The organism is Paenibacillus ihbetae (assembly GCF_002741055.1).
Classification (GTDB): Bacteria; Bacillota; Bacilli; order Paenibacillales; family Paenibacillaceae; genus Paenibacillus_AQ; species Paenibacillus_AQ ihbetae.
The window spans coordinates 443,841-470,492 of the sequence record NZ_CP016809.1 but is presented as its reverse complement, the minus strand read 5'-3'; the positions used below and the strand labels follow the sequence as shown (position 1 = coordinate 470,492).

General features: G+C 51.6%; 23 protein-coding genes and 1 pseudogene. 18 read left to right on the top strand and 6 right to left on the bottom strand.

Annotated features, from left to right (window positions below; translation table 11 throughout):
* Positions 1-99: 99 nt before the first annotated feature.
* Positions 100-261 carry a hypothetical protein gene (locus BBD41_RS29710; protein ID WP_157929259.1) on the top strand — a complete coding sequence of 54 codons (162 nt, stop codon included), beginning with the start codon at positions 100-102 and terminating at the stop codon, positions 259-261.
* A 197-nt stretch (positions 262-458) separates the two neighbouring features.
* Positions 459-1,892: an MFS transporter gene (locus BBD41_RS02030; protein ID WP_077565741.1), complete on the top strand. Its 1,434-nt coding sequence runs from the start codon at positions 459-461 to the stop codon at positions 1,890-1,892.
* A gap of 144 nt (positions 1,893-2,036) precedes the next feature.
* Here the strand turns inward: BBD41_RS02030 and BBD41_RS02025 are convergent, their stop codons facing one another.
* Positions 2,037-2,906, bottom strand: a complete 870-nt coding sequence (locus BBD41_RS02025; RefSeq protein ID WP_077565742.1) for an AraC family transcriptional regulator — start codon at positions 2,904-2,906, stop codon at positions 2,037-2,039.
* Positions 2,907-3,109: 203 nt separating this feature from the next.
* Here BBD41_RS02025 and BBD41_RS02020 point away from each other — a divergent pair, with 203 nt between their 5' ends.
* From BBD41_RS02020 to BBD41_RS02010, 3 genes are all read left to right on the top strand, one after another.
* Positions 3,110-4,192 carry a glycoside hydrolase family 172 protein gene (locus tag BBD41_RS02020; RefSeq protein WP_099476538.1) on the top strand — a complete coding sequence of 361 codons (1,083 nt, stop codon included), beginning with the start codon at positions 3,110-3,112 and terminating at the stop codon, positions 4,190-4,192.
* Positions 4,193-4,395: 203 nt separating this feature from the next.
* Complete coding sequence (locus tag BBD41_RS02015; RefSeq protein ID WP_077565746.1) at positions 4,396-5,364, top strand: helix-turn-helix domain-containing protein; 969 nt, start codon at positions 4,396-4,398, stop codon at positions 5,362-5,364.
* Between the two features lie 125 nt (positions 5,365-5,489).
* Complete coding sequence (locus tag BBD41_RS02010) at positions 5,490-6,149, top strand: peroxiredoxin-like family protein (protein ID WP_237086997.1); 660 nt, start codon at positions 5,490-5,492, stop codon at positions 6,147-6,149.
* Positions 6,150-6,276: 127 nt separating this feature from the next.
* Here the strand turns inward: BBD41_RS02010 and BBD41_RS30170 are convergent.
* Positions 6,277-6,345 (bottom strand): annotated as a pseudogene (locus BBD41_RS30170) (IS3 family transposase); the annotation flags it as partial.
* A gap of 93 nt (positions 6,346-6,438) precedes the next feature.
* On the opposite strand from BBD41_RS30170, the gene map reads away from it, so the two are divergent.
* Both map and BBD41_RS01995 read left to right on the top strand, forming a co-directional pair.
* The gene (gene map, locus BBD41_RS02000) at positions 6,439-7,185 is read left to right on the top strand and encodes a type I methionyl aminopeptidase (protein WP_099476537.1); all 747 of its coding nucleotides are present in this window, start codon (positions 6,439-6,441) and stop codon (positions 7,183-7,185) included.
* Positions 7,186-7,300: 115 nt separating this feature from the next.
* Positions 7,301-8,926: an amidohydrolase gene (locus BBD41_RS01995; protein WP_099476536.1), complete on the top strand. Its 1,626-nt coding sequence runs from the start codon at positions 7,301-7,303 to the stop codon at positions 8,924-8,926.
* Here BBD41_RS01995 and BBD41_RS01990 read toward each other — a convergent pair.
* On the bottom strand, positions 8,908-9,843 hold the full coding sequence (locus BBD41_RS01990) for a ketopantoate reductase family protein (protein WP_099476535.1): 936 nt from the start codon (positions 9,841-9,843) through the stop codon (positions 8,908-8,910). The genes BBD41_RS01995 and BBD41_RS01990 overlap by 19 nt on opposite strands.
* A gap of 246 nt (positions 9,844-10,089) precedes the next feature.
* On the opposite strand from BBD41_RS01990, the gene BBD41_RS01985 reads away from it, so the two are divergent.
* The 6 genes from BBD41_RS01985 to bahA all read left to right on the top strand — a co-directional run bounded on the left by BBD41_RS01985 (position 10,090) and on the right by bahA (position 17,180).
* Complete coding sequence (locus BBD41_RS01985; protein WP_077565753.1) at positions 10,090-10,662, top strand: TetR/AcrR family transcriptional regulator; 573 nt, start codon at positions 10,090-10,092, stop codon at positions 10,660-10,662.
* Between the two features lie 135 nt (positions 10,663-10,797).
* On the top strand, positions 10,798-11,373 hold the full coding sequence (locus tag BBD41_RS01980; protein ID WP_077565754.1) for an RNA polymerase sigma factor: 576 nt from the start codon (positions 10,798-10,800) through the stop codon (positions 11,371-11,373).
* Positions 11,351-12,847, top strand: a complete 1,497-nt coding sequence (locus tag BBD41_RS01975; protein ID WP_077565755.1) for a hypothetical protein — start codon at positions 11,351-11,353, stop codon at positions 12,845-12,847. Before BBD41_RS01980 ends, BBD41_RS01975 begins: the two co-directional genes overlap by 23 nt.
* A 98-nt stretch (positions 12,848-12,945) precedes the next feature.
* Complete coding sequence (locus tag BBD41_RS01970) at positions 12,946-13,659, top strand: response regulator transcription factor (RefSeq protein ID WP_099476534.1); 714 nt, start codon at positions 12,946-12,948, stop codon at positions 13,657-13,659.
* The gene (locus BBD41_RS01965) at positions 13,656-14,822 is read left to right on the top strand and encodes a HAMP domain-containing sensor histidine kinase (protein WP_077565758.1); all 1,167 of its coding nucleotides are present in this window, start codon (positions 13,656-13,658) and stop codon (positions 14,820-14,822) included. The genes BBD41_RS01970 and BBD41_RS01965 overlap by 4 nt, the downstream gene beginning before the upstream one ends.
* Positions 14,823-14,972: 150 nt before the next feature.
* Positions 14,973-17,180 (top strand): bacitracin amidohydrolase BahA, encoded by a 2,208-nt coding sequence (gene bahA, locus BBD41_RS01960; protein WP_418304265.1) that lies wholly within the window; start codon positions 14,973-14,975, stop codon positions 17,178-17,180.
* Positions 17,181-17,313: 133 nt separating this feature from the next.
* On the opposite strand, the gene tatC is transcribed toward bahA, so the two are convergent.
* The 3 genes from tatC to BBD41_RS01945 are packed head-to-tail and all read right to left on the bottom strand — an operon-like array spanning position 17,314 to position 18,963.
* Complete coding sequence (gene tatC / locus BBD41_RS01955) at positions 17,314-18,045, bottom strand: twin-arginine translocase subunit TatC (protein ID WP_077565762.1); 732 nt, start codon at positions 18,043-18,045, stop codon at positions 17,314-17,316.
* The gene (gene tatA, locus BBD41_RS01950) at positions 18,042-18,227 is read right to left on the bottom strand and encodes a twin-arginine translocase TatA/TatE family subunit (protein ID WP_007128362.1); all 186 of its coding nucleotides are present in this window, start codon (positions 18,225-18,227) and stop codon (positions 18,042-18,044) included. The genes tatC and tatA overlap by 4 nt, the downstream gene beginning before the upstream one ends.
* A gap of 19 nt (positions 18,228-18,246) precedes the next feature.
* On the bottom strand, positions 18,247-18,963 hold the full coding sequence (locus BBD41_RS01945) for a hypothetical protein (RefSeq protein WP_099476532.1): 717 nt from the start codon (positions 18,961-18,963) through the stop codon (positions 18,247-18,249).
* 121 nt (positions 18,964-19,084) lie between these two features.
* Between BBD41_RS01945 and BBD41_RS01940 the strand changes: the two genes are divergently transcribed.
* The 5 genes from BBD41_RS01940 to BBD41_RS01915 all read left to right on the top strand — a co-directional run bounded on the left by BBD41_RS01940 (position 19,085) and on the right by BBD41_RS01915 (position 26,493).
* Entirely contained in the window at positions 19,085-19,864 is a 780-nt protein-coding gene (locus tag BBD41_RS01940; RefSeq protein ID WP_418304242.1) for a gluconate 2-dehydrogenase subunit 3 family protein, read from the top strand.
* Positions 19,865-19,897: 33 nt separating this feature from the next.
* Positions 19,898-21,613, top strand: a complete 1,716-nt coding sequence (locus BBD41_RS01935; RefSeq protein WP_099476530.1) for a GMC family oxidoreductase — start codon at positions 19,898-19,900, stop codon at positions 21,611-21,613.
* 42 nt (positions 21,614-21,655) lie between these two features.
* A complete protein-coding gene (locus BBD41_RS01930) occupies positions 21,656-22,066 on the top strand; it encodes a c-type cytochrome (RefSeq protein ID WP_077565768.1) in 411 nt (136 codons plus the stop codon).
* Positions 22,067-22,239: 173 nt separating this feature from the next.
* On the top strand, positions 22,240-23,022 hold the full coding sequence (locus BBD41_RS01925) for an SDR family NAD(P)-dependent oxidoreductase (RefSeq protein WP_099480414.1): 783 nt from the start codon (positions 22,240-22,242) through the stop codon (positions 23,020-23,022).
* Between the two features lie 369 nt (positions 23,023-23,391).
* A complete protein-coding gene (locus BBD41_RS01915; protein ID WP_099476528.1) occupies positions 23,392-26,493 on the top strand; it encodes a chitobiase/beta-hexosaminidase C-terminal domain-containing protein in 3,102 nt (1,033 codons plus the stop codon).
* Positions 26,494-26,652 lie beyond the last annotated feature (159 nt).

The following is a 26,652-nucleotide window of genomic DNA, read 5'->3' as shown; positions in this document are numbered from 1 at the left end:
GCATCCTAGAGGCGTCCTTTTCCTGACTATGACCGAATTGTATTTCATGAGCGGATCAGATATAATGTCCGTATCCATTGACGAGAGGAGGCAGCAAACATGAGATCCGTATTCGCATCCGCTTACCTGGACCAATCCGTAAAAAAATCCGGCGATTTGACGTTAACGGGATACGTCTGCCCATTTTGCCGCGTGGTTTATGGTTTTGAAGAATACGGTGCCCGGAAGCTTGTTGCCTTCGTGACGGACAAATCTCGCTGATCACGCGTGATTTTCAGCGAATCAAACGCTTCAGGAAGGGGTACCGATGAGTCGGTGCCTCTTTTTTTATCGTTGGCTGACGTTTGCCAAGAGAGACCATCGATGCATCTCATCATGAAATGGAGTGAGGAACCGGTGAAGAAGGCAGTGGATGCAGCCTCCTAAAAAAGAATTTTATTTTTTAGGAGGCGTATAGAATGACTCATGATACGAATACAAAAGCTTTGGCTTCAACACCAAGACAGGGCGGGGCAAGTCTCTTTATCGCAACAGTCGCGATATCTGTGCTCGTGGCTGCCATTACAGTCGACATGGTGAATCCGGTGCTGCCGCTCTTAATCGATCAATTCGGTGCTTCCAAAGCCGAGGTCAGCTGGGTGGTCAGCGGCGTTGCGCTTATGCTGGCTTTCGGCGTCCCCTTATACGGACGGATGTCCGATGTTGTGGAGCTGAGAAAGCTGTTTCTGATTGCGGTAACTATTTTAGCCTTTGGAAGCTTGATTTGTGCCCTCGCAAGGGATCTTATCGTACTGGTTGCGGGAAGGATGGTCCAGGGAGCGGGGATGTCGGCCATTCCCGTCTTGTCCATTGTCGCCGTTTCGAAGGTGTTCCCGCCGGGCAAACGCGGCGGGGTTCTAGGCATCATGGCAGGATGCATCGGCGTGGGAACTGCCGGCGGCCCGATCTTCGGCGGCATGATCGGGCAAACATTGGGCTGGCAATCCCTGTTTTGGATTACGCTTGGTCTGTCCCTGCTCATCATGGTCGGTTCGATGTTTGCGCTGCCGAAGCTGGAACCATCGCCGGAAGGAGCAGGTGGCCGAAGGTTTGACCTGCTCGGCGGCGTGCTGCTGGGGCTTTCTGCAGGTATGCTTCTGCTAGGCGTCACACTTGGAGAGAGCTCCGGGTTCGGTTCCTTAGCGTCATTAAGCACGTTTGCCTGCTCGCTGTTAGCCTTGGCCGGTTTTATCCGGAGAATTACCATCGTAGACAATCCGTTCGTTCCTCCGGCATTGTTTGCAAACCGGTATTACGTCTGTTCCATCCTGGTTTCTGTCTTTTCAATGTTCGCTTATTTTGCCGTGCTCGTGTTCGTTCCGCTCCTGGTCGCAGAATCGAACGGGCTTACGCCGGGGGAGGCTGGGCTGGTCCTGCTGCCGGGAGGGGCAGCGGTTGCGCTCCTGTCTCCTTGGATCGGTCGGATATCGGATCGGGTGGGGACGAAACGACTGATCCTTGCCGGTGTCAGCTTGATGGGCGTCTCCACATTATTCTTGTCAACGCATGCGGCAGGATCTCCTCCAGCGATCGTATCCGTGGGTGTACTCGGAGCAGGGATCGCATTCGCGCTGACCAATTCTCCGGCTAACAGCGCTGCGGTCAGTTCGTTGTCTAAAGAGGAGGTGGGCGTTGGAATCGGCATATACCAAGGTGCGCTTTATCTTGGTGCCGGATCGGGTGCCGGCGTTATCGGGGCGGTGCTCTCGTCGCGCCGAACTGCTGCCGCCCCGCTTAATCCCTTTTACATGCTGGACGCCATCCCATATTCCGATGCGTTCCTAGTGACGACGGCAGCGCTGATCGCGGCGCTCATCGCCGGAATTGGGTTGCGAAACGACAATGTAAAATAATCAGCCGCAAAAGCAGATGGATAGCTGCTGAAAAACGCAAATCTGCTCTAATAACAATGCATTAAAAGCTTTAGACCATCATCCTGCGATCAGGATGATGGTTTTTTTTCATGTTCGTTATAGATTGTCAATGCCAAGACAAGATCAGTTCTTCTTCCTGTAGTAGGACGGGGGAACGTCTTCAAGCTTGCGGAATGCCCGGCTGAAGGCGTAAATGCTTTGGAAACCGAGCATCTCGGCAATGCGGGAGAGCGGCAGGTCGGTAAATTGAATCATCTGCTTGGCTTTCTCCAGTCGGACGGTCACATGGTATTGAATCGGGGTCATGCCATAGGCCTGTTTGAACAGGCGGCATAGATAAAACTTGCTCAGGTTGGCGAGTCTGGCGAGCTCATCCAGCGTTATCTCATGGTCAGTATGATGGCTTAGATATTGCTTAACGCGGTCAAGCAGCTCTTGCTTCGATTGCAGGTGCGGGTTTCGGAGCCAATGAACCTCGCGCAGCAGCTGAATCCACAGCTGAATGAATAAACCTTTGGCGGCAATGTCGTGGTACGGAAATTTTCGTTCCTGCTCGTGAATAATGTCAAACAGGAGCTTCTCGATGATGATCGGCTGATGAAGCCGGATGTGGTTGGGCAGCGGCAGATCAAGCAGCGGGGTTACATCCTCGCGAAAGCTCCTCCGCTCTTCCTGGGTCATCGCTTTCAGAGGCTTGAAGGATACTTTGACTTCAGGACTGTCGGTTCGATAGAACAAGTCGAAGTGAATATGGGGCTGGCGAAGGCGTTTGCCGTTAAGAAGCCGAATGGAATGCGGCTGTCTTGGCTTGAACAGGAACAGGTCTCCGGGCACGCCGCGGAATGTTTGGTCCTCTATTTTAACCTCGACCTCGCCTTCCTTGACGTACATCAGCTCGTAGTCATAGAGAACCCGCTCCGAGATGATGAAAGGCGGTTCCACGATACTATCCCAAGCTACGCGTATATAGGGTGAAAGCATGTTCATATCCATAATGAAACCTCCTGTGGCCAATATGCATAGGATCACAAACGGGCGGTCGATATAATGAGCAATTTCGGTTAAAAGAATGACTTGATCGGATATGTCCGGCCATTGTTAAATATTTTAAACTCAATACAAAGTCAAATATATCACAAAATTGCATTGTCGTAGTCAATAGCAATAGAACGCTTACAATTGGAGGGTGAACAAGCATGTCAGCATTCAATGGCCTCGATATGGGGCTCGGAAACTTGCCGCGCTTATCGAAAGCGGTCACACGTTCGATCAGCCCGGAAAACTTCACCGGAGAAAAAGGGAAAGGAGCGATGGCGACGGAAGGAACCGGGGCGGCATGTGCCCGCGATCTGGGCCAAGGCTGGAAGGTATCGCCATCCGTATCCATACCGGCAGGAACCACCTTTGTATTGGCCGACATCACCGGTCCGGGAGCGATCCAGCATATGTGGATGACCACGTTTCCAGGCCATTGGCGGAATTTAATTTTGCGTTTCTACTGGGATCACGAAGAGACGCCGTCCGTTGAGGTGCCTATTGGCGATTTCTTCTGCAATGGCTGGTGCGAGCGCAGCAATGTAAATTCCATGCCGATCTCCGTAAATCCGGCTGGAGGAATGAACAGCTACTGGCTGATGCCGTTCCGCGGGAAGGCGCGATTGACCGTGGAGAATCGAGCGACAGAGGATGTCATCCTGTACTATCAGATTAATTACACGTTGACCGAGGTGCCGGAGGATACCGCCTATTTCCATGCTGCATGGAACCGAAGCAATCCCGTGAAATATAAGGATGTCCATACGATTATCGATGGAATTCAAGGAAGAGGACATTATGTCGGCACTTATTTGGCATGGCAGGTGAACAATACCGGCTGGTGGGGCGAAGGGGAAGTCAAGTTTTACATGGACGGCGATGGCGAGTTTCCGACCATCTGTGGGACGGGGACGGAGGATTATTTCGGCGGAGCTTGGAATTTCGAGCATCCGACCGGCGAGTACGGCACGTTCTCCACGCCGTTCTTGGGACTGCCGCAGATCATTAAACCGGATGGCTTGTACCGCAGTCAGCAGCGCTTCGGCATGTACCGCTGGCACATCATGGATCCGATCCGGTTTGAGGAGGATTTGCGGGTAACGGTTCAGGCCCTCGGATGGCGCTCGGGTGGAAGGTATTTGCCGCTGCAGGACGATATCGCGTCCGTTGCGTATTGGTACCAGGCTGAGCCGCATGCGACCTTCCGTGCTCTGCCGGATAAAGATCATCTGGAAGTGATCTGACAAGCGTAAGAGCAGGATAGTCGTCGTGTAGTGCTTGAACAAACACATAACGTGTAATATACGGGGTGCGGCTTATAAAGCCGTGCCTTTTGTCTGTTTTTTAAAATTTTAGAATTGTTGAATTGCGACCATTTTACGTGGATATGAAAGGGAAAAACGTTTATAATGTGTACATTCATTTACCACAAAAGTGGGTGCGAGATATGGGAAAAGCAGATGTTCATCAGAACTTTAATTTTTTCTTTGACGGTCTGGAGATGCGCAGGCAAACGGATAACCGGACGGAACAGATGAGACTTCACCACCGATTGGGAGAAGGGTCCGTGCACCGCTGGGTTCCCCGTGCCGATCTGGGGATGGCCATTGCCGACTTCAAACTTCGTCAAGACAGAAAAATTGATCTCCATACAGAAGCTGCCATGGTGGAACTTAGTTACTGCTTACAGGGCAGCAGGGATATTCTGGTCTCAGGCAAGCGGTACGAAGTTGCGCCGGAAAGCTATTGTCTTCAATTCGTTAACCCGACGGAAGCAAGCATGCATTTTTCCAAAGATCAATCTTTTCAAATGCTGAGCATCGGTATCCCCGTTTCGACCTTTCATCACTTTATGGAAGAAGGAACCGGAACGCGCTCGGTCGATTTTTACCATATTATCGGAAATATGCCATACAGGCTGTTCCAGGAAAAAATGGACCCTGCAACCTCTATTCTCCTTCAGCAAATGCTGAAATCCAGCATGGAACAACGCGTGCGAAATGTGGAGATGGAGTACAGGATACTCGAGCTGGTGTCCTATGCTTTTCGATCCTTCTTATTGGACGGTAAGCAGGCATCCACCAAGCTCTCAAGGACGGATATGGACAAGATCGAACAGGCGCGGGATATTATTGTAGCTCGGATGGCGGATCCTCCATCGCTTATGGAGCTGTCCCGAATCATTGGCATGAGCGATTATAAACTGAAAATCTGTTTTAAAAGAATGTACGGTACGACCGTGTTTGGCTACCTCAGGGATCGCCGCCTGGAATTGGCTTACCGACTGCTGCAAGAAGGCAGCTCCAGCGTGATTGACGTGTCTTATGCGGTCGGTTATACGAATCCCAGCTATTTTTCGGAAGCTTTTCGCGGGAAATATGGCTCGAACCCCGGGGAAATTCTTCGGAGGCTGTAACTCCCTCCCTACTCCTTGATGATTGAGCAACATCCCGCTAACCAGCATGTTGCTCCGTTTACTGGTAGAGCAGTCCGTATACGCATGCTACGATGATTGCAGTACAAGAAGAGGAGAGATGAACCGTGACAAATTTCCGGAAATTAAAACTGCATGACGAATTGGAAACCCTGAAAAAGCATGGTATGGAGGTGCTTCCCCAGGATGTCATAGAGGCATTCGAGCAATCTATTCAAGATCTCCGGGACTCGGGAGCTGCGAAAGGCTTGAGTGTGGGTGCCGTTGCTCCGGATTTCACTTTAGTTAATCATGCTGGCGAAAGCATTACGTTATCTGAAAAACTTTTGAAAGGTCCTGTAATTATTACCTTTTACCGGGGGGAATGGTGCCCATTCTGCAACCTGGAGCTCCGGGCATACCAGCGAATCATGGACGACATTCACGAAGCCGGGTCCGATCTGCTCGCCATCAGCCCGATGACTCCGGATCATTCCCTAACTATTCAGGAGAAAAATGGGCTGGATTTTCACGTCCTTAGCGATTTGAATAACCAGGTAGCGGAGAAATACAGGCTTCAATTCAAGCTTCCGGAGGAGCTGCAAAGCGTCTACCGGACGCTTGGCTTCGCCTTGGATCAATTCAACGGGGATGATTCATGGCAGCTCCCCGTGCCTGCAACTTTCATCGTCGATCAGCAGGGAATCATCCGGTTTGCCGATGTGAATCCTGACTATAAAGTACGAGCAGAGCCCAGTGAAGTCTTGAGCAAGCTACTTTTCATATAGATCAAACAAAAGCACCCCGTTGATGGCTTGGGAACTGACCCCCATTTGTGAGACTGGGATCACAACACCTTGCGAGTTTAACAACCAGTTGCCGGAAACGAACCGGCGACTGGTTGTTTAGTTTTGCTTAAATGCGAATTGAGTTATAGTAAGTAATGTAGTCTCGAACGGTCTGTTCGACTATTGCTGTCGTCGTACAGGTTAAACCTTCGAGTTAGAACGTTTCGGATGTCTGTCTACGAACGCACCAAAATGGGCAACCGAAGGCTGGTATAGGAGGAAATCGATCATGATCACATTAAAATCGAATAGAGAAATCCAATCCATGCACGAGGCAGGCAAGCTGCTCGCCGCATGTCATCGCGAGGTCGCGAAGTTAATCAAGCCCGGCATTTCGACTTCGGCCATCGACCGTTTTGTTGAAACCTATTTAAAGAAGCATGGGGCTATTCCGGAGCAGATCGGATATAACGGTTACCAGTATGCAACATGCGCGTCTGTGAACGATGAAATCTGCCATGGATATCCCCGGAAGGAGCCGCTTGCGAACGGGGACATCGTTACGATCGATTTCGTCGTTAATTTGAACGGCAGCTTGGCGGATTCGGCATGGACTTACGCAGTCGGTGACATATCCGATGAAGCGAAAGGACTGATGGACGTAACCCTTGAATGCCTGTATAAAGGAATTGAGCAAGCACAGATCGGAAACCGGATCGGTGATATCGGCCATGCGGTTCAGACGTATGCCGAAGCTCGGGGATACGGGGTTGTCCGGGAGTTCACCGGTCATGGCATCGGCCCACGAATTCATGAAGAACCTCAGATCCCCCATTTCGGATCGCCAGGGAAAGGGCTGCGTTTGAAGGAAGGCATGGTGATTACTATCGAGCCGATGATTAATGTCGGGGTATGGGAAAGCAAGATGGACGCAAACGGCTGGACCGCCAGGACGGCGGATGGCAAGCTGTCTGCGCAATACGAGCATACCATTGCCATTACGAAGGACGGACCGCTTATTTTAACGATGCAGTAATGCAGGTGTTGGAAGCAAAGGCTTCGGGTTGATTCCTGGGCCTTTTTTTTGCGTCTTCGGCAAGCCTATGGTTTTGATTTTGATATAATGAGAAAAAACATCGGAGGACATAACCATGAAACCAGTCCTGTTTATGAACGGAAAATTATGGATGCCGCAGTCACCCACAGCTGCGGATGCAGTATTTGTGGAGGATGGCGTCATTCGCGCCATTGGCAGCGCGGCCGACCTGCGGCTTCAGCTGGCAGGCAAAGACTATCGCATGGTGGATTGGGAAGGTGCCTGGGTGCTTCCGGGCCTTGTCGATGCCCATATGCATTTGGGCATGCATGGATTGAAGCTTGGCATGCTCGACTTTACGGAAGTGACTAGCAAAGAAGAAATGCTGGATATGCTGAGGAAACGTGCTGCGGCTACGCCGCCGGGAGATTGGATTCTGGGGCTGAATTGGAACGAGAACAGCTTCCCGGGAGGCACGGTCCTCCATAGGCTGGAGCTTGATGAAATTTCGACGGATCATCCGATATTTTTAACAAGGACCTGTTTTCATGCTTATTTGGGCAATTCGGCAGCATTTCGCAAAGCAGGCATTCCCGAAGGGGCTCCGGACCCGGAATCCGGGGCTTTCGGGAGGGATCCGAGCGGACAGCTGAATGGCTGGATCTATGAGAATGCATCCATTCCTTTCTTTGACGTTCAGCCGCAGCCTGAGCCTGCTGCCTTGAAGCACGCACTGCATGAGGCTTGCCGGGATGCGCTCCGTCTTGGCCTGACGGCTGCGCACACGGAAGACCTGCGGCTTCTCGGCAGTGCGGACGACATGCTTCGCATCCATCGGGAGCTGAGAGAGCAGGGATTGCATTTCCGCACCCACCAGCTCATGTATCATGCGTTTCTGGCAGAAATAGAGGATCTTCAATTGAAGGCTGGCAGCGGAGACGAATGGAATCGTATCGGTGCAATCAAGCTGTTCGTCGATGGAGCCGTCGGCGGAAGAACGGCATTGTTAATGGATCCCTATGACGATGCTCCGCATACCCGCGGGCTCGCAATGCATTCGCCGGAAGAGCTTGCACATATTGTTCGAAGCGCGCGCAGGCTGGGTTATCCGGTGGCCTTCCATGCGATCGGTGACGCTGCTGCCGAACGCATGGCGGAAGTGCTGGAAGCCAACCCGCTTCCGATGAATGCTAAGCTTCCAGACCGTTTCATACATGCCCAGATTGTTCAGCCGCCTACAGTTGAGCGGATGATGAAGCTCCGTCTGGCCGTCGATCTTCAGCCAAGGTTCGTTGCCAGCGACTTTCCATGGGTGCTTGAACGGGTCGGCTCCAATCGGACAAACTATTTGTATGCATGGAAGAAATGGCTCCAAAGCGGGCTCCCTTGCTCGGGCGGGAGCGATGCGCCGATTGAACCGTTGGATCCGTTTCTTGGCATTCATGCCGCCGTTACAAGGAGAAAGCCGGGTGAACGGCATGAGGGCTACATCCCGGAAGAAAAGCTTAGCGTAACCGAGGCCGTGGAGCTGTTCACCATGGGCAGTGCAGCAGCGGCGGGTGAAGCGGGGGAAAGAGGGAGCATCGAGGTCGGGAAGTATGCCGATTTTACAGTCGTCGATCGCTCGGTACATGACGGTATGGATCCGGATGATCTGCTCAAGATCAAGGTTCGGATGACGGTTGTGAACGGGGAAATCGGATATATGGCGGACTCCTTAAGCTACCTGCGCGGGGAATAATGTTGAAGCTCGTCCCAAGCGGGCGTGGCCATGTTCGCCCGCTTCTTCAATTGATTGAAGGCGTGCTGTAAAGCGGTCGTCTCGTTTGCCGATACGGCCTTATCGCTTAACAGGATTCCGCTAATCGGGGTTGACAGCAATATCTTTAACAGGAAGTAGAACAGCTTTCTTTGTTTGCGGGCGAATTGTTTCTGAGCGGCGGGAGTAACCGTATAACCGTTCTTCTCCAACACATGATGTCCCTCATCTACAGCATCGATCACGAGCTGAAGGAGCTTCTTGTCTTTTGCGGCTCTCCGCAAATGTCCGTTATAGGAAGAAGCTATGAAATTCAGGGATAAGATGAACACAAAATGACTTTTCAGCCAATCATCCATATCTTTCTGATAAGACCACTTAAATTTGGTGTTAACCAAAGCCTGGTCGATTACCGAACGCCAAGACAGGTCCTTGCCTAAACCTCCGATGTTGATTTTGGTTCTTGGGCTGCGGACGCTTATGACAAGACCATTCTCTCTCCAGCCAGCGATCGACAGAAAAGCGAATGCAACCTTTTTGGGTACCGGACTATGGGTTTGCAAATATTCCTCCATTTGCCCTGGACTTGCATTGTTGCCCATCAAGACGATATGGCGGCTGCGGTTTGCTGCAAGTGCAGGCAATACCGACTCGAAATCCGGGTATTTCATCACGACAAAAATCAGGTCATAAACATCGTCCGGCTGAAGTTCGCGGATGACCCTTACGTTATGTACCGTGGTCCGAAATTGAAAATAGTGGCGGATGACATTGCCGTTCTTCTCCAGCTCATCCGCCCGCCGTCCTCTGGCCAGCATCGTGACCCTGTGTCCTCCGCGCTCCAGCTCGTGGGCTAAATAACTGCCCAGCACTCCTGCGCCGTAAACCAGTATTCGCATCGTGGATCCCCCTTTGGCGCCCTCTCTCATCGTCATGTCGGATTGAGTGTTGCTCAAGCGCGCTATTTCTTTTCTTCGATAAGGTTTTTAAATATCATCTTCGAAATTTAAAAATTACAGCTTGATTCTATATGGATACCAACCGGGATGTCAACAGGTTTTTAAATATTACTCGCGAAATTTAAAAATTATTGTGTTTATGTTAAACTATCTGAAGTGATGACATTTGGAAGCGAGTGAAGGCGGATGAACAAATTCGAAATCAGAACGCGGCAGAAGAAGGATGCGATCATTCATGCGGCATTAAAGCTTTTTAAAGAAAAAGGCTTCATCCATGTCAGCATCAAGGACATCGCCGAGGAATCCGGCGTATCATCGGTATCCCTGTACAACTATTTCGGCAGTAAAGAAGGGGTGGTCAAAGAATGTGCTAACGTTCTGATGCAGCATACCATCCGAAGGGCGAAGGAGCTGTTGAATCAAAATATCGACTTCAGGGACAAGCTATCCCAGGTACTGGAGATTTGTGCCGAACAGGACTATCAATTGCTTGGGACACCGGGTGCCGTTGAAGATCAGGTGCTTGCAAGCTTATATAGTGAAAGCACCAATCAAATTAGAATTGAGCTTATCCAGGAGTTTATTGAGCTGGGGAGGAAGGAGGGGGCAATTCACGCTTCGGTTACGCTGGAAACGCTCTTGGAAATATTAAGTGCCGTAGGAACGCTCCAAGCATCTTGGGCTAGATCCGGAAATTATAGAGAGAAGATGGCTGAGCTTATCCAGCTGCTCTTGTATGGTTTTGTTGGACGACGCTAAATGGTTAGATGGAAGGCCTTTCCGATTTCGGAGGGTTCTTTTTTATGTTTTTATTTTTAACTAGACTGAGAAGTTTGAGGGACTGCTTGCGTTTTATAGGTTGTACTAAATGAGCAGGGAAATGAGGTGAAACACTTGACCGAACCTTCTGCCGAATCGGAGATCATTCGTCGTATCGTCGAAGGCGAGAAGCAATTATTTGCGGTTATCGTCGATCGTTACAAAGTTAAAGTATACGGAATCATCCGGAGTATGGGGTTAAATCATCAGGATTCTCAGGACATAGCCCAGGAAGCATTTGTTAAAATCTACCGCAGCTTGGCGAACTATCAGGACGAGGGGCATTTTTCGGCCTGGGTATATAGAATCGTCGTTCATGCGGTGAAGGATCTTCAGCGCCGAAATCGAATCCGTTCTGCTTCAAATGATGAAGGCATCCATGAACCAAGCCATCAGCATACGCCTGAACAGCTTGTCCTTCAAAAGGAAATGCAGCGGGAAATCTACCGACAGCTTCAGGAATTGCCTCTTAAGTATCGATTGGTGCTGCTTCTCAAGTATACGAATGACTTGACATATGAAGAAATCTGCGAGATTACCGGATTAAACGCTGACCAAGTTCGAAATGCCATGCACAGAGGTAAAAGGAGTCTTAAGAAACAAATCGAGAACAAGGGAGGGATATGGTTTGAGACCTATACTAAAGGCTAGTGACGAGGAGTGTTGGGGCTCCAAAATATATGAGGAAGAACCGGATCCCGAATTTACTTCAAACGTGATGAAAGCAATAGAACACATCGAAATGGATCCGAAAAGGCCGTTTGGAGACTTGAAAAGGAAAGCGGCTCTCAAGCAGGTATTTCGTCGAATAGTGATGACTGGAGCTGCTGTCGTCATTCTTATGGGCGGAGCGTATATGGTATGGCAGACCTCGCCAGATCGTACCTCAATGATCGGTGAGCAGCTTAACCAAGGGAGCGACCCGTTGTCCACCAGCAGCGATTGGTTATGGAATGAGGAATATGAAAGGGCTCAACAGTTCGGTCTTCTTCAAACGCAGAACGTCAAAGTTGAAGATGACGGATTCTCGCTGGAAATCTTGGCCGTTTTGAAGGACCGTTCCCATATCGTTATCGTGACAAAGCAATTCGGACCGGATGGCCGTTCACTAAAATACAGCGTGCGCGATCCGTTCTTGATTACGGACACGCAGGGACGCCAAGTTGCAATTCCCGGCAGGTATCTTCGCAATACGGATCCGGGAATACAGGATTATGTTTATGTATTCGACGGCACCGTTCCGGATCACATTGTTATCCACGGGAAAGCAGAAGAAGTAGCAGTTGATCCAGAACAACAACCGGAAGAACGTGTCCTGGTTAATTGGCCTTTGGAGTTGACGCTGGATATGACAAAGGCCAAATCATTATCGGTATCAAAACCTTTAGAGAGTACATATTCACCGCAGGATGGGCTCAATATGGACATGAAACAGCTTCTAGTTACACCAAATGGTGTGCGCTTGGATATGTCGGTATCCCTGGCTCCTCAGATGCTCGAACAGGTCCCGCCCAACTGGCATGACGGACTGGAGGTTTTGTATGATGTGAAGATTGAGGAAGGTAACGGGTATAAGACCATCGGATCCTATGTTAAAAAAGTGGAAACGCAGCAAATGAATACTTCAAGCGGGACTCTGGAATGGTCCAATGAATTCGATTCGGCCGTAATTCCTCCGGATTCACGTCATATGAGGGTGGTCGTCAACGGATTGGTCATGCGTTTCACCAACGAAGGCGCCATTCAGTTTAACCCGAAGGAGCTGGATAAGAGACCAGCTGTGATGAATGATGCAGGAGACACTCTTACGTTTACAAAATCTTCACTTCTGAAAGATCCTTCTACGGGAGAACAAGTTATGGCTGTGTACGCAAAAGGTAGATTTGTGAATCAGCCTTTACTGGATGAATGGGTAGCAGTTGATCATAATGGACGGGAATACAAGGTCCATATCGGTGGAGCTTATACGCAAGGGGAGCCAATAACGTCGGAAAATCTGGAATTTGCGATTCAAGGCTTAACAAACATTCCGCCTTCTATTACGTTAAAACGAGTCGTTATTGGCAAGAAGCGGAATTTCCAGTGGGCATTTGACTTGCCCGCCTTTTCGAACCTGCCTTGGTAAAGTCGCTAGGACCTCTACCCAAGAGTCGACGATCAGCCGCAAAAAAGGAAATCAGCCTCCCAAGGAGAACCATATACTACTTGGAGGAGGATGCTTTAATGCCAAAAACCATACTTGTTGTCGATGATGATCCCGATATTATCGATATGCTTAAACTTTATCTGGACGCAGAAGGATATCAGACGCTGGAAGCCTTCGACGGTAAAGCAGCCTTAGCGCATTTGCGAAGCAAGCACGTCGATCTCGCGCTCTTCGACATTATGATGCCGTTCATCGATGGTTTCCAGCTGCTCCGCATGATGCGGCAGGATTATAAAATCCCGGTCATACTGATTTCGGCCAAAAATCAGGAGCTCGATAAAATAACCGGTCTGAAGCTGGGGGCCGACGATTATGTGTCCAAACCGTTCAGTCCGCTGGAAGTGATGGCCAGAATACAGGCTCAGTTAAGGCGTTCTTATGAGTTTAATGAGTCGTCGGAAGCTGCGCCGGCATCTGAAACCTGCATCGGGGACCTGCAGCTGGATCACCGGGAATGCACGTTATACATCAAGGGAACGCCGATTTCGCTGAGCGCGATCGAATACAAATTATTGAAGCTGTTCATGGGGGAGCCGGGGCGCGTATTTACGAGGAAGCAAATTTTTGAGTATGCCTGGGACGAGCATTATCTTGCTGACGATAACGCCGTCATGGTCCAAATCAGCAGGCTGCGCGACAAAATCGAGGCTTGTCCGAGGAAGCCTGTCTATATCAAAACCATTCGCGGGCTCGGCTACCGGTTTGCGAAGAAAGAAGAGCTCCATTCATGAAAACCTCTAATCGCTTGCAGCGTTCGCTCATTCGCCATTATATTTTCTTTTTTATAACGATTGCGCTAATAGCCGCGTTTTCACTGTTCGTATTAAATGCGCAAATGGTGAATTACTTTAGGGAGGCTTCCGGACCGGTCAAGTCGGAGGAGGCTGAAGTTATGGGCGGTCCAACAGCGACGCCTGGAGTGAACAGCGAACAGCATGAGCAAGAGAAAGTGAAAGTATTTTATGGAATGGCTCTGAAAACGCTGCTGCTGTTCCTCGCTTTGTTTGCAATCATCGTATATGCCTTCGGAAGGTGGACGGCATCCCGGGTAACCACTCCGCTTCGGTCGATTGCAGACGGCATCCGGAGCATCGCTCGGGGACATTACCACGAACGGCTGAATTTTCAAGCGAGCTATGAGCTTGCGCAAATTCAGGATGATTTCAATGAAATGGCAGCGCGGCTCGAACAAATCGAGAAGGAGAAGCGGGAGCTGGAAGAGAGCAAGCAGCGAATGCTGATGGACATTTCCCACGACTTAAAAACTCCCATGACCACCCTTCGGGGATATATCGAAGCGATGGAGGCAGGGCTCGTTGATTCGGAAGAGAGAAGGGCGCAAATCCTGAGCATGATTTCCAATAAAGCCAGTCTGATGTTAGAGCTGATCGACGGGATCTTTGAGCTGTCCAAGCTGGACAGTCCGGAGTATCCTTTTGACGTGCAGACCTCGGACATAACGGAATTTACGAGGGCCATCGCGGCCGAGTATTACGAGGTATTCGAGGAACATAAGTTTTATTTCCATTACGATATTCCCGATCGGGAAATCTGGATCCCATTTAACGCGACCTGGTTATATCGGGCCGTGTCCAATATTCTGTCCAACGCCTTGAAATACAACCCGCCCGGAACAACCGTCGGCTTGAAATTGGCAGCTGCGGGTAACGGGGTCGAGATTCACCTGTCGGACGATGGAGTCGGCATTCCGGAAGCCATCAAGGGGACGGTGTTCGATGCATTTGTCCGCGGAGACCTAGCCCGGACAAGCGATGGCGGTACGGGGCTCGGCCTTGCCATTGCCAAACAGGTCATTGAAAAGCATGGAGGCACGATCACACTGACCACGAACGGGCAAACGACATTCGTTCTTTTTCTGCCTGAAGAAATGTAAGATTACTGAAAGAAAAGGGAAAGCGGGATGAAAGAGTTGTCCGGTAATCTCTGATGTAGAACCAACTATATAGGGTATACAGGAGGACTGGAGAGCTTGGAGACACAAGAAGAGAAAAAAACAGAGAAGGGCCCGATCTTGATTCGAAGCATGATCACCTGCAGGAAACGCATAAAGCCGCTGACGGCCGGTTGGAAGGGAGCGTCACTCGGGCTTGGTCTCATCGCATTGATCCTGTTCCTTATTCAGGCAAGGTATCTATTGACGGGGCAAGGTTTCGTCCGCTTTTTCACAGGTACATTCCTGTTTGTCTTAGCGGCATCGCTCATAAGCGGCCTGGCTGCATTATTGCTGCACGGGGTCAAAAAACTGCCAAGTCGCTATATTTGGATATTGCTGTACTCCCTTATCATGCTTTTATTTTGCTTCATTGGACCGTTGGAAGTATCGGTAGTTTTCATCGTGTTGTTTGCAGTTGTTTTTTCTATGTTTGGTGCATTGGTTTATAATTTTGCAACCGGAAGATACAAGCAGGCTTCCAAAACCAGGAAAATTGGTGCAGTGGCCTGTTTGTCCCTGATCGCATTCGTGATTGGCTCCGGCAGCTTCTGGTTGATTCGTGCGGGGGATGAAGCCGCTCCGGACGTGACCTTGAAACAGCTGAAAACTTCAGCCCGGTATGAGGGCACTGCGATGAAAAACCCTGCCGAGCGAGGCGAGTATCCAGTCAAAGTCCTGCTGTACGGAAGTCCGGACAACTATCGAAAAGAGTTCAATCAAAGCGGTTCGCTGACCACCAAGACGGTGGATGCTTCCGAGTTTGTCGACAAATGGTCATCCGTTCGGACGAAGTCGCTTGGATTTGGCCCCGATGCCATGCCGTTAAACGGAAAAGTGTGGTATCCCGAAGGGGAGGGCGCCTTTCCGTTAGTTCTCATCGTCCATGGCAATCACTTGATGAACGATTATTCGGATGCGGGATATGATTACCTGGGCAAGCTGCTGGCGAGCAAAGGGTATATCTTCGTGTCGGTGGATGAAAATTTCCTGAATTTCTCCCCGTATGAGGATCTGTTCCTGATTAGCCCGCTGCTGAATGAAAATCCGGCAAGAGGCTTGCTGCTGCTGGAGCATTTGAAAACCTGGAAGGGCTGGAACAGCGATCCGAACCATCCCTTTTATCAAAAGGTCGATATGGAAAGAATCGCCCTCATCGGCCATTCCCGCGGCGGGGAAGCGGTCGCGATCGCCGCAGCCTTCAACAAGCTCCCGAATCATCCGGATCGCGGTCATATAAAGTGGGATTATAACTTTTCGATCCGCTCCCTGGTTTCCATAGCCGGCACGGACGGGCAATATAAGCCTCAGGGCAAACCGCTGCCGCTGAAAGATGTGAATTATTTGGCTCTGCATGGAGCTCATGATATGGATGTCAGCAGCCTGGACGGTGCCAAGCAGTATCATCGGATTCGGTATGAGGAAGGCACGGATTACATGAAAGCCCTGGTCTATATTTATGGTGCCAACCACGGCCAGTTTAACGGAGGCTGGGGCAGAGGAGATGTGGCAGGCTTGGGGAACCAACTGTTTAACGTGCGTCAAATCATGCCGCGGGATGAACAGGAAGCGATTGCGAAAGTGTTCATATCCTCGTTTTTGGATGCCACGCTGAAGGACCAAGGGCAATATCGAGAGGTGTTCAGAGATTTGGGGTACGCCAAGGAATGGCTTCCCGATAATCTGTACGTAGGCAATTATAATGATTCGCAAACGATCCTGCTTGCGGATTTTCAAGAAGACATTGATCTGCAGAGCACCACGATTTCAGGCGGCAGCTTATTGGGCGAGAACCTCCAGCAATGGAAGGAGGAGAAGGTGAGGGTCAAAATGGGCGAAGCGGATTACAGCGCAGTCCGTTTAGGTTGGAATTCAATAAAAGCTTCGGCTGAACCCGCTGCCTATACGGTTACGCTCCCTGAACGAGGGGTGAAGACAGGCGAGGGGAGCTCCATCGTATTCTCGCTGGCGGATGCCCGCCGAAAAGAGGAGAACGGCGATCCGAAAGAGCTGATCAATTTTACGATTACCGTCGAAGACAAGAAGGGCCGTCAGGCAAGCCTTCCCCTCAGCCATATATCCAAACTGCCGCCTGTCATTAAGGGCAAACTGCTGAAATGGCCATTATCTAATTTTGGGGAGACCTCGGAACCCGTCTTTCAGAGCTATGATTTCGAGCTAGGTGATTTCAAAAAAATGAATCCGGATTTCAATCCGGAGCAGTTAACCAAGATCCGTCTCCAGTTCAACCTGACCAAGCGCGGAACCATCCTGCTGAATGAAGTAGGTATCCGTCCATAAACCTGCAGGGATGGTCTGAAGGAAGGCTTGCATCTTGACGAACCTACAAAATTATAGACACGCTAAAGAGCCGCCGGCAAATGGCGGCTTTTCTCTGTTGTCATCCATGCGCTGCCGCTGCCCAACCCGCCATTCACTCGCTGATCGGATTGAGCTTTGTCAGCCTTCTTTGATAGACGAGGCGGGAGAGTCCGACACTAATCTCATACAAAAGGAACAGCGGGACGATCACGAGAATGTCTGACACGAAATCAGGCGGCGTTATGGTCACGGCCGCAATGGTCAGCAGCAAATAAGCAACTTTTCGCATTTTGGCCAGACGCAGCGGATTCAGGATACCAAGCGACGTTAAGAACATGATGACGACAGGCATTTCGAATAGAACCCCGAACGGTACGGTCATATTGATCATGAAGCGGAAATACTTCTCCGCCGTGTATGCGGTCATAAAGTTGTCCGACAGTGAATCCAGAAAGGAAAGCACCATCGGATAGATCACAAAGTAACCGAAGGAGAGGCCCATGACAAACAGCCCTGCAATGGCCGGAATATAGGCCAGCGTAATGCGGCGCTCCACGGGGTGAAGTCCCGGCACGACAAACCGCCAGACCTGATATCCGGCAACGGGGGTTGTTACCGCCAATGCAATCACGCCCGCAATCATGAGATACACCCAGATAACATCCGTAGGCCCCAGAACCTGAAGCTGACCCTCGACATCGCGGGTCAGCATTTTGTACAGGGGTTCTACATACAGGAAAGCGGCACAGAGGGCAACCAAGAAGGTGCCCAATGTAATCATGATCCGCTTGCGAAGTTCCATAAAGTGCTCCGTCAGATGCTGCTCCTGCTCCCGATCCGTCATTTCAGCTTGTCTCCTTCTTCCGTATCGTTCGCGGATACGAGCTCGCGCGTCGAGTTTTTAAACTCGCTGAGCGTCCGTCCGAAAGCCCGCCCCAGCTCAGGCAGCTTCGATGGCCCGAAAATAATCAAGGCGATCAACAGGATCAGAATCAATCCGGTTACTCCGATGTTTCCAAGTGGCATAAGATCAACTCCCCTACATTTATTGTTCTTTCGAAGTCAATTGCAGAAGCTTGGTGATATCACCGGCAATGGATGCATCTCGCGGCGAATCATGCAGCTTGGATGCGATCCGGTCGATCAGGCCAGGCGCCTCCGGATTTGTGACGGTGAGAATTTGCACATGTTTATTAAACATGTTCCTCACTTCTTCTTTCGCCTGAGACAGATTATCGGTCTGCGAGGTTTCTTTCCCTGTAACGCCTGGATCAGGCTCGCCTTTACCCGATAAACCGTCCATCTGGCTTAATACCCTCCTCTGGATATGGTCATATTGGTTTGAAGACACGGTGGATTCGGCTTGTGCCAGAATGATCGTGTCATTCACGACAAATGCCTTAATGCCTTCAATGCCCAGACCCGCGAGTCTTGATTGAACGTGGGAGGACACGCCCCCTTCATGCAGGCTGGAGGAGCCGATCAAGCTGTATACGGTCGTGCCCATTTCGCTTGACGTCTCCCCATTTTCATTGGTTGTACGGGTTTTCATGCCATGGTAGCTCGGGATGAGCCCCGGATCCTGCACATGATGCGTTGCATTTGGATGCGTGTTCTGAGCAGACTGCGTGTTTTGAGCAGACTGTGTGTTTTGAGCTGATTGCGTGTTCTGTTGATTGTCCGTTTGATTACAGGCTGTCAGCGCTAGCAGCAGCGCAGATACTAGAATCGGAGCTTGGCAGCGACTCCAAAATGGATTCATAACTATTCGCCTCCATATGGTTTGGTAAATGTAGCATGCCCGGATGGAGAATAATGTATGAATGGAATTTTGCTGGGGACAATAACGGTATCCAAATGAACTAGAGTAGGGGTGCAAAGCCTTGAGCGAACAAGATCAACATTCACAACAAAATGAAAACCGTGAAGCGACGAAAACCAAAGAGTCGCAAAGAATGTCACGACGGAAGTTCTTGACGAGATCCGGCTATGCTGTCGGAGGCGTCGTGCTAGGGGGATTGCTAGGATATCTGATCCCGAAGGAGGAAACCAAGCCGGCAACGCCGCCGGCCCCGCAGCAGCAACAAAAGAACTACAATGAAGCTTTAATGTTTTTCACGCAAGAGCAGTATGCTATTACGCAAGCCGCTGTGGAGCGAATCTTCCCGGCGGATGATAACGGTCCAGGAGCAAAGGACCTGGGCGTAGCTTTTTTTATCGACCACCAGCTGGCCGGGGATTGGGGCTTCAATGCCAGAGACTATATGCAGCCGCCATTCTATGTCGGTGAGAAGACGCAGGGGTATCAGGGGCGCATTAACCGGCGGGAGATTTTCTATATCGGTTTGCGGGAGCTACAGAACTACAGCCAGAAGAAATACAAGAAAGACTTCCCGGCTCTGTCTCCTGAAGAGCAGGATGCCGTATTGACCGCATTTCAGAATGATGAAGTGAACCTTACGACGATCTCAGCAAGCGGATTCTTTAATCTGCTCCGCAGCAGTACCTTGGAAGGGGTCTACAGCGATCCTTTATATGGCGGCAATAAGAACATGCAGGGCTGGGCGATGAGGGATTATCCCGGCAACCAGATGACGTACACGAATATTATCGAGAAAGATTACACCGTTGTTCCGCCACAGAGTTTGAGAGATCACTTGTAGTTCAATCACTATACACGTAAGAGAGGTAACCAAATGGCCAAAAAATTGCCTAAGACGGATGTTGTCATAATCGGCGTCGGCTGGGCCGGCGGCATTATCGCTTCGGAATTGACCAAACAAGGGCTGTCCGTTGTTGGATTGGAAAGAGGAAAAGAAAGAGTGACGGAAGATTACTATATGGCGCATGACGAACTTCGTTACGCCCTTCGTTATGAACTGATGCAGGACCTATCCAAAGAAACGATTACGTTCCGGGGCAATGAGAAAATTCGTGCCCTGCCTATGCGGCAGTATGGATCCTTCCTTCTCGGAGAGGGAGTAGGCGGGGCCGGCGTACACTGGAACGGGCAGACGTACCGGTTCCTTCCGTATGATTTTGAAATCCGCAGCATGACGGAAGAGCGATATGGGAAAGATAAAATACCGCCGGGCATGATGATTCAGGATTGGGGAATTACCTACGACAAGCTTGAGCCGTACTTTGATAAATTCGAGAAAATGGCGGGCATCTCAGGCGAGGTGAACCCGCTCGCGGGTAAGCGTTCGAACGAGTATCCGACACCGCCGATGCTCCATACGCCATCGATGAAGATGTTCGTGGAGGCTGCGAAAAAGCTCAATCTCCACCCGTACACCGTTCCTTCCGCCAACCTGTCGGAAAGCTACACGAACCCGGATGGCATTTCGCGTGCGGCGTGCCAATATTGCGGATATTGCGAGCGGTTTGGCTGCGAATACGGCGCGAAAGCCGACCCTGTCGTTACCGTGATTCCGGTTGCGAAGAAAACCGGTAAGTTCGAAATCCGGACGCACTCCTACGTAAGAAGGATCTTACATAGCGGAGGCAAAGCGACCGGAGTTATGTACACGGACATGACAACGGGCGAGGAAATTGAGCAGCCTGCGGATATTGTGGTCTCAACGGGGTATGTATTTAATAACACCCGCCTGATGCTGCTGTCCAAGATTGGCAAGCCGTACGATCCGGCCACCGGTAAGGGAGTCATTGGCAAAAACTACGCCTATCAGGTTATCAAAGGAAATGCGGTCGGCTTCTTCGACGATCAGAAATTCAACCTGTACGCCGGTGCGGGCAGTCTCGGCGTCTGCGTGGACGATTATAACGGGGACAATTTCGATCACTCCGATCTGAAGTTCATCCATGGCGGAAACATTGCCCATACGTTTACCGGCCAGCGTCCGATTCAGAATAACCCGGTACCTGAGGATTCACCGCGTTGGGGCAAAGAGTTCAAGGCAAATTCCTTGAAATACGCCAACAGCGTGCTTACGATCGGTTCCCAAGGCTCCTCGATGCCGTTTCGGCATCACTACCTCGATTTGGATCCGACCTACAAGGATGCGTTCGGGGATCCGCTTATTCGGATCACTTTCGACTTCGAGGAGCAGGACCGGGAGCTGGCACGATATCTATCGGACCGCTGCGGGGACATTATGAAGGAGATGGGCACCGACCGCATTTTGAAAATGAAAGAGCTTGGGCCGTACGAAATCACGACTTACCAATCCACGCATAATACCGGCGGCGTCATTATGGGGGCAAGCCCCGACACTTCGGCAGTGAACAACTATATGCAGATGTGGGATATGGAAAACTTGTTTGTCATCGGGGCGTCCGCCTTCCCGCATAACAGCGGCTACAATCCGACAGGCACTGTTGGAGCTTTAGCTTATCGCGCGGCTGAGGGGATTGTCCAATACAGTAAAAAGGGCGGGCTGTTGGTATAACCTGCAGCTTACACATCACACTTCAAGGAGGTACTACACACAATGTTCAAAAAAAGTTGGTTCGCAGCGGCACTGATCACCGTGCTGGTTCTATCGCTGGCAGCCTGCGGCGGCGGAGGGAATAATGCAACAGAACCCGCTCCGGCTGACGGAACCGAGCAGGCTCCGGATACGGCGAATGGCGGAAATGCAGGTAATGGCGAGGGAGCGACTGGCGGGGATGTCAGCGCTCAAGCGCAGTCGCTGTATAATGCAAACTGCATGGCTTGCCATGCAACGGATTTGGGCGGCGGCGGCAACTTTCCAAGCCTTCAGAAGATAGGCGCTGAGCATTCCGCCGAAGAGATTGCCGGCATTATTTCAAACGGCCGCGGAGGCATGCCAGCGTTCAAGGACAGACTTTCGGAAGACGATATTACGGTGCTGTCGCAGTGGCTGGCACAGAAGAAATAGAAGTATCAGCATATAGCAGAACAAGCCGGTGTCCGGTCAAGGGCATCGGCTTTTCCTTTATTGCCGGAAATCATTGTTGCCTGAATTCATAGTACCCGCATGGGTCAAATGATAAAATGATGGTGAAGGACATTATATTACATGAAGGATGGAATCGAAAGGAGCTCAAGGAGATGGACTTAGGACTTCAAGGCAAAGTGGCTCTCGTAACCGGCGGGAGCAAGGGCATCGGGTTGGAAACGGCTGTCACGTTCGCTGCGGAAGGGGCGATGGTTGCCATTTGCGCCCGGAACGAGGAGCAGCTGGAAGACGCGGCCGCGATCATCAAGGACCGGGCAGGAGCGGATGTCCTGATCATCAGCGCCGACGTGACGAAGCCGGCGGATTGCGAGCGGGCGGTAGCGGAAACCGTCAAGCGCTACGGCCGGCTCGACATCGTCATCAATAATGCTGGAACCGCTGCTGCGAAGCCGTTTGAAGGGATAGACGACGAAGCATGGACAGCCGATTTGGATCTGAAGCTGTTCGGAGCGATTCGCATCTCCCGTGCAGCGGTGCCGCATTTGCGTGCCGCGGGGGGCGGATGCATCGTGAATATCACGACATCTTCAGCCAAGACCCCGCCTGCATCATCGATGCCCAGCAGTGTAAGCCGCGCCGCCGGACAAGCCTTGACGAAGGCCATGAGCCGTGATTTGGCGCAGGACGGAATTCGGGTCAACACCGTTTGCATCGGCATGATCCGAAGCGACCAGCTGGAGCAGCGCTGGAAGCGAGAAGAGCCGGGTCTCACATGGGAGCAATACGCCCGGGATCCCCGTCACCACATTCCGCTCGGCCGGATCGGCGACACCGATGAAGCGGCGAAAGTCATCGTGTTCCTTGCATCCGAAGCAGCTTCTTACGTCACAGGAACATCGGTGAATATTGACGGCGGAGCAGGACCATCGCTATAAGCAAGGTTGCATGCAGTTGCATGCAGCCTTCAACACAAAAGCAGTCTGCAGTGGACGCGCTCCATGCAGGCAACCACTGAACAGCGGAGAATCCGCTGTTTTTTTGTGTCTTGTTTCGGAATTTGATGATTAAAGTGGCCTGGCAAATGTTTCAACCTGGCCGCAAAATGTTTCAACCTCCGCGCCGGGATAAGCCTCATTTTTTTCAATGGATTCACGAGATTGTTCATGGGTCCGGCCACATAGCTTCGTCTATGATGATTACGACGAACGAAGAAGAACCCTTAGGCGATCTGAGAGCTTGCAGCAAGGAGGTGATAGAGGTTATCCATCAGGAGGTCATTCATTATTCGTAAAGGAGCGTGTGAAATGACGAGTAAGAAATCCATGTTCGCGCTGTGCCGCAAGGGGCTGCTGTGCGCCGCCCTCCTCCTGTCATCCATCGGAGCCGGCACGGCAGCCGCAGATTCCAGTTTGGCAGACAGCCCTGCAAGCCATACGGTTCGCATTGACCCCGGTACGGTCATTCAGGAGGACTTCAGGGGAGTCGGCGTCAACGTCATCCCGAGCAGCCTGATGCCGGGAACCACCCAGTTTGGATACACGGACACGGACTGGGAGATCGACAAGAAACGAATCGTCGCCATGAAGCCCAAAGTGGCGCGGGTATGGTTTCAGGTGGATTGGATGGAGAAAACCAAAGGAAGCTACGATTGGGAAAGCGCTGAAATGCAAGCCTTTTATAAGTATATGGACGCCTTTCAAGCAGCCGGAACGGAGATCGAGCTCAATTTCGGTTGGAAGAACGGCTCGGCCATCCATGACTGGTTCGTCCTTCCGGGCGTCGATCCTTATATTAGCGCACCGGCGGATCTGGGCGCATTCGCGCGCTCGGCTTCGGCGGCTTTAAGCGAATTAATCGATGGGCGCGGTTACGACAACATTAAATATTTGACCTTCTATAATGAGCCTAACGGCAATTGGGATTATGAGACGACTGGGGACCAAAAGGCATATTACGCGGAAATGGTCAGGAAAGTTAGCCAGCAGCTGAGCACTGACGGTCTCCGTGACCGTATTGAAATTTGGGCTCCCGAAGAGACGGGTGCACCGGATTGGACGGCTTACATGGCAGAGCATGCGTCCGAACATATCGACGGCTACAGCTTCCACGTTTACGGGGCGAGCTACGAGTCCGTCACGGCAGCGATGAACGAGCGAATTCAGGCAGCGGCCGGCAAGCCCGTTCATCTGACGGAATTCGGATGGTCCGACGACGGGATGAGCGGATGGGACGCAGGATTTGCCAACCATGTGATTCAGGCGGCGAACATGGGGGTTAAGTCGGCGCTTGTCTGGCAGCTCAATGGCGTATGGCCGACGGATCCTTTCGGAGACACGAACGGCAATTACACGATGTGGGATTCGACCGTACAGGGCATGACGCCGAAGAAGACCTTCTATTCCGCGGGTTTGCTTGCGCGTTATGTTCCCGCGCACAGCACGGTTGTGAAGGTGGACACAGGCTCTCCGGATTTGCGAGCGGCGGCCTTCAAAACGGAACGCGGCGATTACACGATCGTCCTGGAGAGCAAGGCGGGGTCCCGAAAGGAGATTACGTTTGATTTCGGCGGGGTGAAGATCAACAAAACCTTCCGCAAGTTTGTTTATTCGGATGACGTGATCCGCGACGGGAATGCCCTCCTGCCTTCGTCGTCCGGTGCCTTCAAAGCTAAAAGCTCGTTCAGGGATACCAGTATCGGCCCCGATTATAACGTTATCGTCTATACGACCGAGGCGCCTCAGACCCAGATCAAGCTGACGCCGATCGAGGCAACGGTTGCGGGCAAAGGAACGATCCAGCTGTCGGCTGAGCTCCTTGACAATAACGGTGCAGTGAAGTGGAGTGTCATCGGGGGGGAAGGCAACGGCACGATCAGCAGCAAGGGGCTTTATACGGCGCCGGATGTGGCTACCCAAAGACAAGTAGCGATTAAGGCAGCCAGCAGCAAAGACCCTGCAAGCTACAACATCGCGAAAATTACCGTAACGCCTGCCAGCACGCCCGGCAAGGTTGACGCCCCGGTGTTTAGCCTTCCATACGGCGTTTACGATTCAGCCGAAGCCGTAACGGTAACGTCGTCGACGCCGGGAGCGGAGATCCGCTATACGACCGACGGAAGCATCCCGACGGCATCCTCCAGGCTCTACACCGGCCCCGTAATTTTAAATAACGGCACGGTGCAGCTGTTTCAGGCGATCGCCATAAAGCCGGGCATGCAGGACTCTGGCGTGACATCCGCTTACTATCGAATCCGAGACATCAGCAATGCGCCGGATGGATATCAATTCTGCACCTACGAGGGCGGGTTCTGCGACTTTGAGGGCGAGGCGGTGGTCGCTTATGGTGCCGAGGGATTGTTTAATTATGCCATCCATGCGGACGGGGCGGCATGCTCGGACGAAGTGTTCGGGGATCCGAGTCCGAATTCCGCCAAGCGCTGCTACTACAGCAAGGAGATTCCGGAAGAGCTGCCGCTGGTAACATTCTATAACGCAGGCTTCGAGAAGCCGGCGACAGGCAATACACGGGTAGGACCGTTTACGAACGGGTGGGTGTTCGGGGACCGGACCGGAATCATGCATAACGGCAGCGTTTTCGAGAATCCGGATGCGCCGCAGGGCGTTCAAGCCGCATATCTGAAGACGGATGGCGGGGTCGCAGGACAGTTCAGCCAGAGGATTCAATTCAAGGAAGGCACGTACCAAATGAGCTTTCAGGCGGCCAAGCGGACCAGCTTCGGCGGTTTGCAGACCTTTAACGTCTACTTTGACGATACGGTGATCGGCTCTTATGCGCCGTCTTCCGGTACGTACATGACCTTTACAACCGACACGTTCACCGCATCGGCAGGGGAACATACGATCAAATTCGTGGCGACGACAGCCGAAGGCGACAACACGGCTTACATCGACGATATTCGAATCGGGTCACCGCAGCCGCCGAAGGCACCGGCGTTCGCGAATGCCGGCTTTGAATCGCCTTCAACGAGCGGAGCAAAAGCAGGTCCCATGACGGACGGATGGGTATTCAACAACCGTGCCGGCGTGCAGCGCAACGGGTCCGCCTTCGGGGCCGCCGAAGCGCCGGAGGGGATACAGACCGGCCTGCTTCAATCCAAGGACGGTGAACAGGCCGAGATCAAGCAGTCGCTGTATTTCCCGGCAGGGTCCTATTCGATCCGGTTCCAGGCAGCGAAGCGGGGAGGCTTCGGCGGGCTGCAATCCTTCGATGTCTATGTTGACGATACGCGAATCGGCTCGTATCAGCCGGCAACCACTGCGTTTGAAGCTTATACGACCGATGTCTTCACCGTTTCGTCCGGGAATCACACTGTTACCTTTCGTGCGACGACAACGGCAGGGGACAATACGGCATTCATTGATGATGTACAGATCGTCGTCCCTTGATGTAAGGATGTCCATCCGGACGTCGTCGGCTGCGTATCGGTAAGGACGGTGATAGCCTTAAGCAGGATCGTAACCGAATGGAAGAGCTGCGGCCGGCGTGCTGCAGCTCTTTCCTGGTGATTTTACAAAGGTTTGTGCATGAAAACATGAAGAGCGGAG